This is a genomic window from Methanohalobium sp., assembly GCF_046546175.1.
Lineage (GTDB): Archaea > Halobacteriota > Methanosarcinia > Methanosarcinales > Methanosarcinaceae > Methanohalobium.
In genome coordinates this window covers 1-5,337 of sequence record NZ_JBKGYF010000104.1, presented here as the reverse complement: position 1 = coordinate 5,337, position 5,337 = coordinate 1, and the positions used below count along the sequence as shown (strand labels likewise).

General features: G+C 36.6%; 5 protein-coding genes. All 5 read left to right on the top strand.

Annotation, left to right across the window (positions count from 1 at the left end; genetic code table 11):
• Positions 1-308: 308 nt before the first annotated feature.
• The 5 genes from nifS (at position 309) to cysK (ending at position 4,914) form a co-directional block, all read left to right on the top strand.
• The gene (gene nifS, locus ACLFMM_RS09075; protein ID WP_410808415.1) at positions 309-1,490 is read left to right on the top strand and encodes a cysteine desulfurase NifS; all 1,182 of its coding nucleotides are present in this window, start codon (positions 309-311) and stop codon (positions 1,488-1,490) included.
• 18 nt (positions 1,491-1,508) lie between these two features.
• On the top strand, positions 1,509-1,925 hold the full coding sequence (gene nifU, locus ACLFMM_RS09070) for a Fe-S cluster assembly scaffold protein NifU (RefSeq protein WP_410808416.1): 417 nt from the start codon (positions 1,509-1,511) through the stop codon (positions 1,923-1,925).
• Positions 1,926-1,951: 26 nt separating this feature from the next.
• A complete protein-coding gene (gene larE, locus ACLFMM_RS09065; RefSeq protein WP_410808414.1) occupies positions 1,952-2,755 on the top strand; it encodes an ATP-dependent sacrificial sulfur transferase LarE in 804 nt (267 codons plus the stop codon).
• Positions 2,756-2,983: 228 nt separating this feature from the next.
• Complete coding sequence (gene epsC / locus ACLFMM_RS09060; RefSeq protein ID WP_410808413.1) at positions 2,984-3,961, top strand: serine O-acetyltransferase EpsC; 978 nt, start codon at positions 2,984-2,986, stop codon at positions 3,959-3,961.
• 17 nt (positions 3,962-3,978) lie between these two features.
• Positions 3,979-4,914 carry a cysteine synthase A gene (gene cysK, locus ACLFMM_RS09055; protein ID WP_410808412.1) on the top strand — a complete coding sequence of 312 codons (936 nt, stop codon included), beginning with the start codon at positions 3,979-3,981 and terminating at the stop codon, positions 4,912-4,914.
• Positions 4,915-5,337: the final 423 nt, after the last annotated feature.

The window sequence follows — 5,337 nt, the reverse complement described above, 5'->3', positions numbered from 1 at the left end:
GGATAATACAAATGATTGATTGAAAATCAATCATTGTATTGTAGAATAACAAAAAATTCAAAACTTAACCAGTTAAATATTATATCTTAATTAAGGATTGTTGGACAAGTTCTTCAGTCGTGGGAGAGCAGTCAGAGCCGTATTTAACATTCCTTAACCACAACGTTTAAACCAAATTAAACCAATACAGATGGATGTTCACAATTGTGACAATATGTACTTATAATCATGAAATAATATAAAGATATTGGAGCTATTCATATCAAATTATAACTAACTGGAAATCAATATTTGTAATGAGGTTGTTTATGCAAAGCAATGGAGAAGAACAAAATTTGGTTTATATGGACCATGCTGCTACCACATATACTGATTCTGATGTGGTTAAGGCTATGCTGCCCTATTTTACAGAATATTTTGGTAATCCGTCATCTCCCTATACAATTGCCAATGAATCGGAAACTGCAATTGAAAAGGCAAGAAAAAAGGTGGCAAACGCAATAAATGCCAGAACAGACAGGATATTTTTTACAAGCGGGGGAACTGAATCGGATAACTGGGCAATTAAAGGTATTTCCTTTGCAAACAAAAATAAGGGAAACCACATTATAACCACTGCAATTGAACATCATGCAGTATTACACCCATGTGAATGGCTCGAAAAACAGGGATTCGATGTTACATATCTTCCTGTTGATAAATTCGGCCTTGTCGATGTAGAAGATGTTAAAGATGCCATAACCGACCATACAATACTTATCACAGTAATGTTGGCAAACAATGAAATCGGTACCATTGAGCCAATAAAAGAAATCGGCGAAGTTGCCAGAAAAAACGGGATTTACTTTCATACTGATGCGGTACAGGCTATCGGTCAGGTGCCGGTTGATGTTGAAGATATGAATATTGACCTGCTCACACTTTCTGGTCATAAATTCTATGGACCTAAAGGTACTGGAGCACTTTACATAAAAAAAGGTGTAAAAATTGATAACTTCATGCATGGTGGAGCTCAGGAAAAACAATGTCGTGCAGGTACTGAAAATGTGCCCGGTATTGTTGGACTTGGTAAAGCCATAGAAATTGCCACTAGAGATATTGAAAACCATGCTAAACGAATGCAATCTCTACGTGACCGGCTGATAAATGAGCTCTTGGAAATTCCAAATACCCATCTCTGCGGCCATCCTACCAAAAGATTGCCAAACAATGTAAACATTGTCTTTGAATATATCGAAGGGGAGTCAATTCTCCTACTGCTCGATTCGTATTCAATTGCAGCATCTACTGGAAGTGCCTGTACATCCGCATCACTTGAACCATCCCATGTGTTGATAGGTTGTGGAATGCCTCATGAAATTGCTCATGGTTCACTTCGACTATCACTTGGCAAAGAAAACACTGATGAAGATGTGGATTATGTACTTTCAGTTGTTCCAACCATAATTGAACGACTGCGATCAATGTCACCAATGGCATCAAAAAAATAAAGAGGGATATTAATGGCAATGTACAGTAAAAAGGTAATGGACCACTTTATGAATCCAAGGAATGTAGGGGAAATGGAAAAACCTGATGGAGAAGGTGAGGTCGGTAATCCAAAATGTGGAGACATTATGAGAATGTATCTTAAAATAGAGGATAATGTAATACAGGACGCCAAATTCATGACCTTTGGATGCGGTGCAGCAATAGCTTCAAGCAGTATGGCTACTGAACTTATAAAAGGTAAAACACTGGAAGAAGCCTGGAAAATTTCAAATAAAGCGGTTGCAGATGCTCTTGAGGGACTTCCACCGGTGAAGATGCATTGTTCTGTTCTGGCAGAAGAAGCTATTCATAAAGCAATTAACGATTACCGTCAAAAACATGATCTTCCTTTATGGGGAGAAAATGAAAAGAATAAAGAAGACAATATTGAGTAATTTTCGGTAAATAAGTGGGAAATACGATGAGCTGTTCAAATCCAGTGGATGTCCTGAAAGCTAAAATCGCTCAAAAAGGATCAATGGTTGTAGCGTTTTCAGGCGGTGTTGATAGTAGTCTGCTTTCACTGGTTGCAAAGGAAACCCTTGGTAATCAGCATCTTTGTATTCTCCTTGATTCACCGCTTTTGCCTGCAAAAAGTAGAGAACAGGCTGAAATAATAGCACATAAATATGGTTTAAATTTTGAGATACTTCCGTTCAAAGTCCTTGAACAGCCAGGGATAGACAGTAACCCAAGTGATAGGTGTTATCACTGTAAAAAAGCTTCAGCAAAACTGTTAAAATCCTATGCATCAATGAATGGTTTTAACTGTGTAGCAGACGGTACAAACCTTTCAGACCTTGGAGAGTATCGTCCGGGTCTTGCGGCTGGTGAAGAAGAAGGAATTATATACCCTTTTGTAGAGGCAGGTATTAACAAATCGGATATTCGTGAAATCGCAAATGAAAGAGGTTATATATTTTGGAATTTCCCTTCATCTGCCTGTCTTGCTTCCCGGATACCATACAACGAAAACCTTACAGAAGATAAACTTAAAACCATTGATGAGGCTGAAAATATACTTTCATCATTAGGATTCATCCAGGTAAGGGTACGACTGCATGGAGATGGTGCAATAGCCAGGATTGAAATTCTGGAAGAAGAACTGGAATCCTTTTTAACCTATAGAAAAAAAGTAGTTTCACGACTCAAAAATCTTGGTGTACTATACGTAACCATCGATATCGAAGGTTATCGCAGTGGTAGCATGGATGAAATTTTATGAATGATGGTTAATATGTTGAAAAAACCAGTTGTTTAACAATTGACGGTAGCGACTTTAATTATATCACCCATGAAATAATCGATGAGCATCCGGAATCCATATTTATAAACGTAAGATTTGCTACCTATGCAATGATAACTTCCTTAATGTTGGAATTATTTACTATAGGTTATGAATAGAGGGAACTATTCAGTTAAAATTGTTATAATAATTATACAGGGTTAATGTATGACAGACGATGATTTAAATCAAAATACCGATTCAGACAAATGCATTCTCGTTGGAAGTGAAGTTAAAAGTGAGTACAGAGCAGAAATTCCGTCTATTGTTAATACAATAGTAGAAAGTTGTTCTAAAGAATCATGTTTTGAGCATGTTGATGCCGCAGTGATTCCATCAAGAGATTCTGTCATAGAAATTATCAACATTGCAAAACGTATATTGTACCCTGGATATTTTGAAAATCAGGTAATAGATAGGGCAAATTTATCCTATCAGATTGGTGGTGAGGTAAACGACCTTTTTGAAAAACTTTCCAAACAAATAACTAACAGTATCATGCATGATTGCCAGCGATACGGGGAGAAATGTACACAATGTATTTATCGTGGTAAGAAAGAGGCTCTTAATTTTTTAAAGAAGATACCCCAACTACGCGATGTTTTAGCATCTGATGTCCATGCTGCCTATGAAGGCGATCCAGCTGCGAAAAGTTATGACGAGATTATATTTAGCTATCCTGGGCTTTTAGCCATTACCATTTATCGGGTTGCCCATGAATTACACAAACAGAACATAACGATTATACCGCGTATTATGACAGAATATGCCCATAGCGTAGTGGGTATCGATATTCATCCAGGTGCAGAAATAGGCGACCATTTTTTTATAGACCATGGGACAGGGGTCGTTATTGGAGAAACATGTGAAATCGGTGATAATGTCCGAATCTATCAGGGAGTGACATTAGGAGCTATGAGTTTTCCCAAAGATGAGCAGGGGGACATGATACGTGGTAATAAACGCCACCCTACGATAAAAGATGGTGTCATCATTTACGCAGGAGCTACTATACTGGGAGGTGATACTGTTATCGGTGAACGCTCAGTAATAGGCGGAAATGTATGGATTACAAAATCAGTACCTCCAGATAATACAGTAATCATTGAAGAGCCAAAGTTAATATATAAAAAACATAGGAAATAATATTGTTTGGGAACAGTATGAAAAATATCTATACCAACATTATAGAAACAATTGGAAGGACACCACTTGTAAAATTGAACAACATCACAGGCGATTCTCAGGCTACAGTGATTGCTAAATTAGAATCTTTTAATCCTTTAAGTTCGGTCAAAGACCGTATTGCATACAGTATGATAGAATCCGCTGAAAAGGATGGATGTTTGACTGAAGACACTGTTATTATAGAACCCACTTCAGGTAATACAGGAATCGGTCTGGCTTTTGTTTGTGCTTCCAAGGGATACAAATTGATTCTTACAATGCCAGATACCATGAGTATAGAAAGACGAAATATCATGAAACTATTCGGAGCTGAAATTGTTCTGACAACCGGCTCAAAAGGAATGAACGGTGCAGTTGAAAAAGCCAACCAATTGGCACAAGAATATTATAAAGCATTCATACCCCAGCAATTCATGAACCCTGAAAATCCCGAAATCCACCGCAGAACTACGGCTGAAGAAATCTGGAATGATACTGAAGGTGAAGTTGATATTCTCGTAGCAGGTGTGGGTACTGGGGGAACTATTACTGGTGTTGCAGAGGTAATTAAGGAGAGAAATCCTGAATTTAAAGCTATAGCTGTTGAACCAGAAGATTCTCCTGTATTATCTGGTGGCAGTCCAGGCCCACATAAAATACAGGGTATTGGTGCTGGATTTATTCCAGATACACTGAATGTCAACATTATAGATGAGATAGTTCAAATAAGCAATAATGAATCTTTTGAAACTGCCAGAGAACTGGCTAAAAAAGAAGGCATCTTTGCAGGAATTTCTTCAGGAGCAGCGCTCTGTGCAGCTTTAAAAATAGCCAGAAAACCGGAAAATAAAAATAAAACAATAGTTGTCGTACTTCCTGATACCGGTGAAAGGTATTTAACTACTTCATTAGCTCATTTTGAAAATATTTAATAGAATAAAATATCTGGTATGTGCATGATTTTCGGATACCTAATTTCTTTTCAATCCCTCAAAGTTTTGACGTTAACCAAGCTTATTTTTCAGTAAAAATGGTATCTGAAGATAAATCAAAGTTAGTATTTTGTTCGTATTTTTTTGTGGATGTTCCATTTGAAGTGGTGTTTAAAAATATCTCAGGATACAAAAATATTACAAAACCATATGCATAAGAACTCCAATACGTTAAATTAATATTTTCATAACGATATAAAAAAATATATGAAAATTTTAGGTAGGTCCACAAAATAATGATATTTTTAAAATTATATGAATAAAGTTATATTTATTCATATAGGGTGTAAAAAGTGACAGGTTAAGAAAGTACGATTAATAATCAAGTAATTCATAAAAAATTGTAGGATGCTCCGATGGGGA

What these genes read in the sequence shown, in the direction of transcription:
- nifU (WP_410808416.1), top strand. Translation starts at nt 1,509, where the DNA reads ATGTACAGTAAAAAGGTAATGGACCACTTTATGAATCCAAGGAATGTA.
- nifS (WP_410808415.1), top strand. Translation starts at nt 309, where the DNA reads ATGCAAAGCAATGGAGAAGAACAAAATTTGGTTTATATGGACCATGCT.
- epsC (WP_410808413.1), top strand. Translation starts at nt 2,984, where the DNA reads ATGACAGACGATGATTTAAATCAAAATACCGATTCAGACAAATGCATT.
- cysK (WP_410808412.1), top strand. Translation starts at nt 3,979, where the DNA reads ATGAAAAATATCTATACCAACATTATAGAAACAATTGGAAGGACACCA.
- larE (WP_410808414.1), top strand. Translation starts at nt 1,952, where the DNA reads ATGAGCTGTTCAAATCCAGTGGATGTCCTGAAAGCTAAAATCGCTCAA.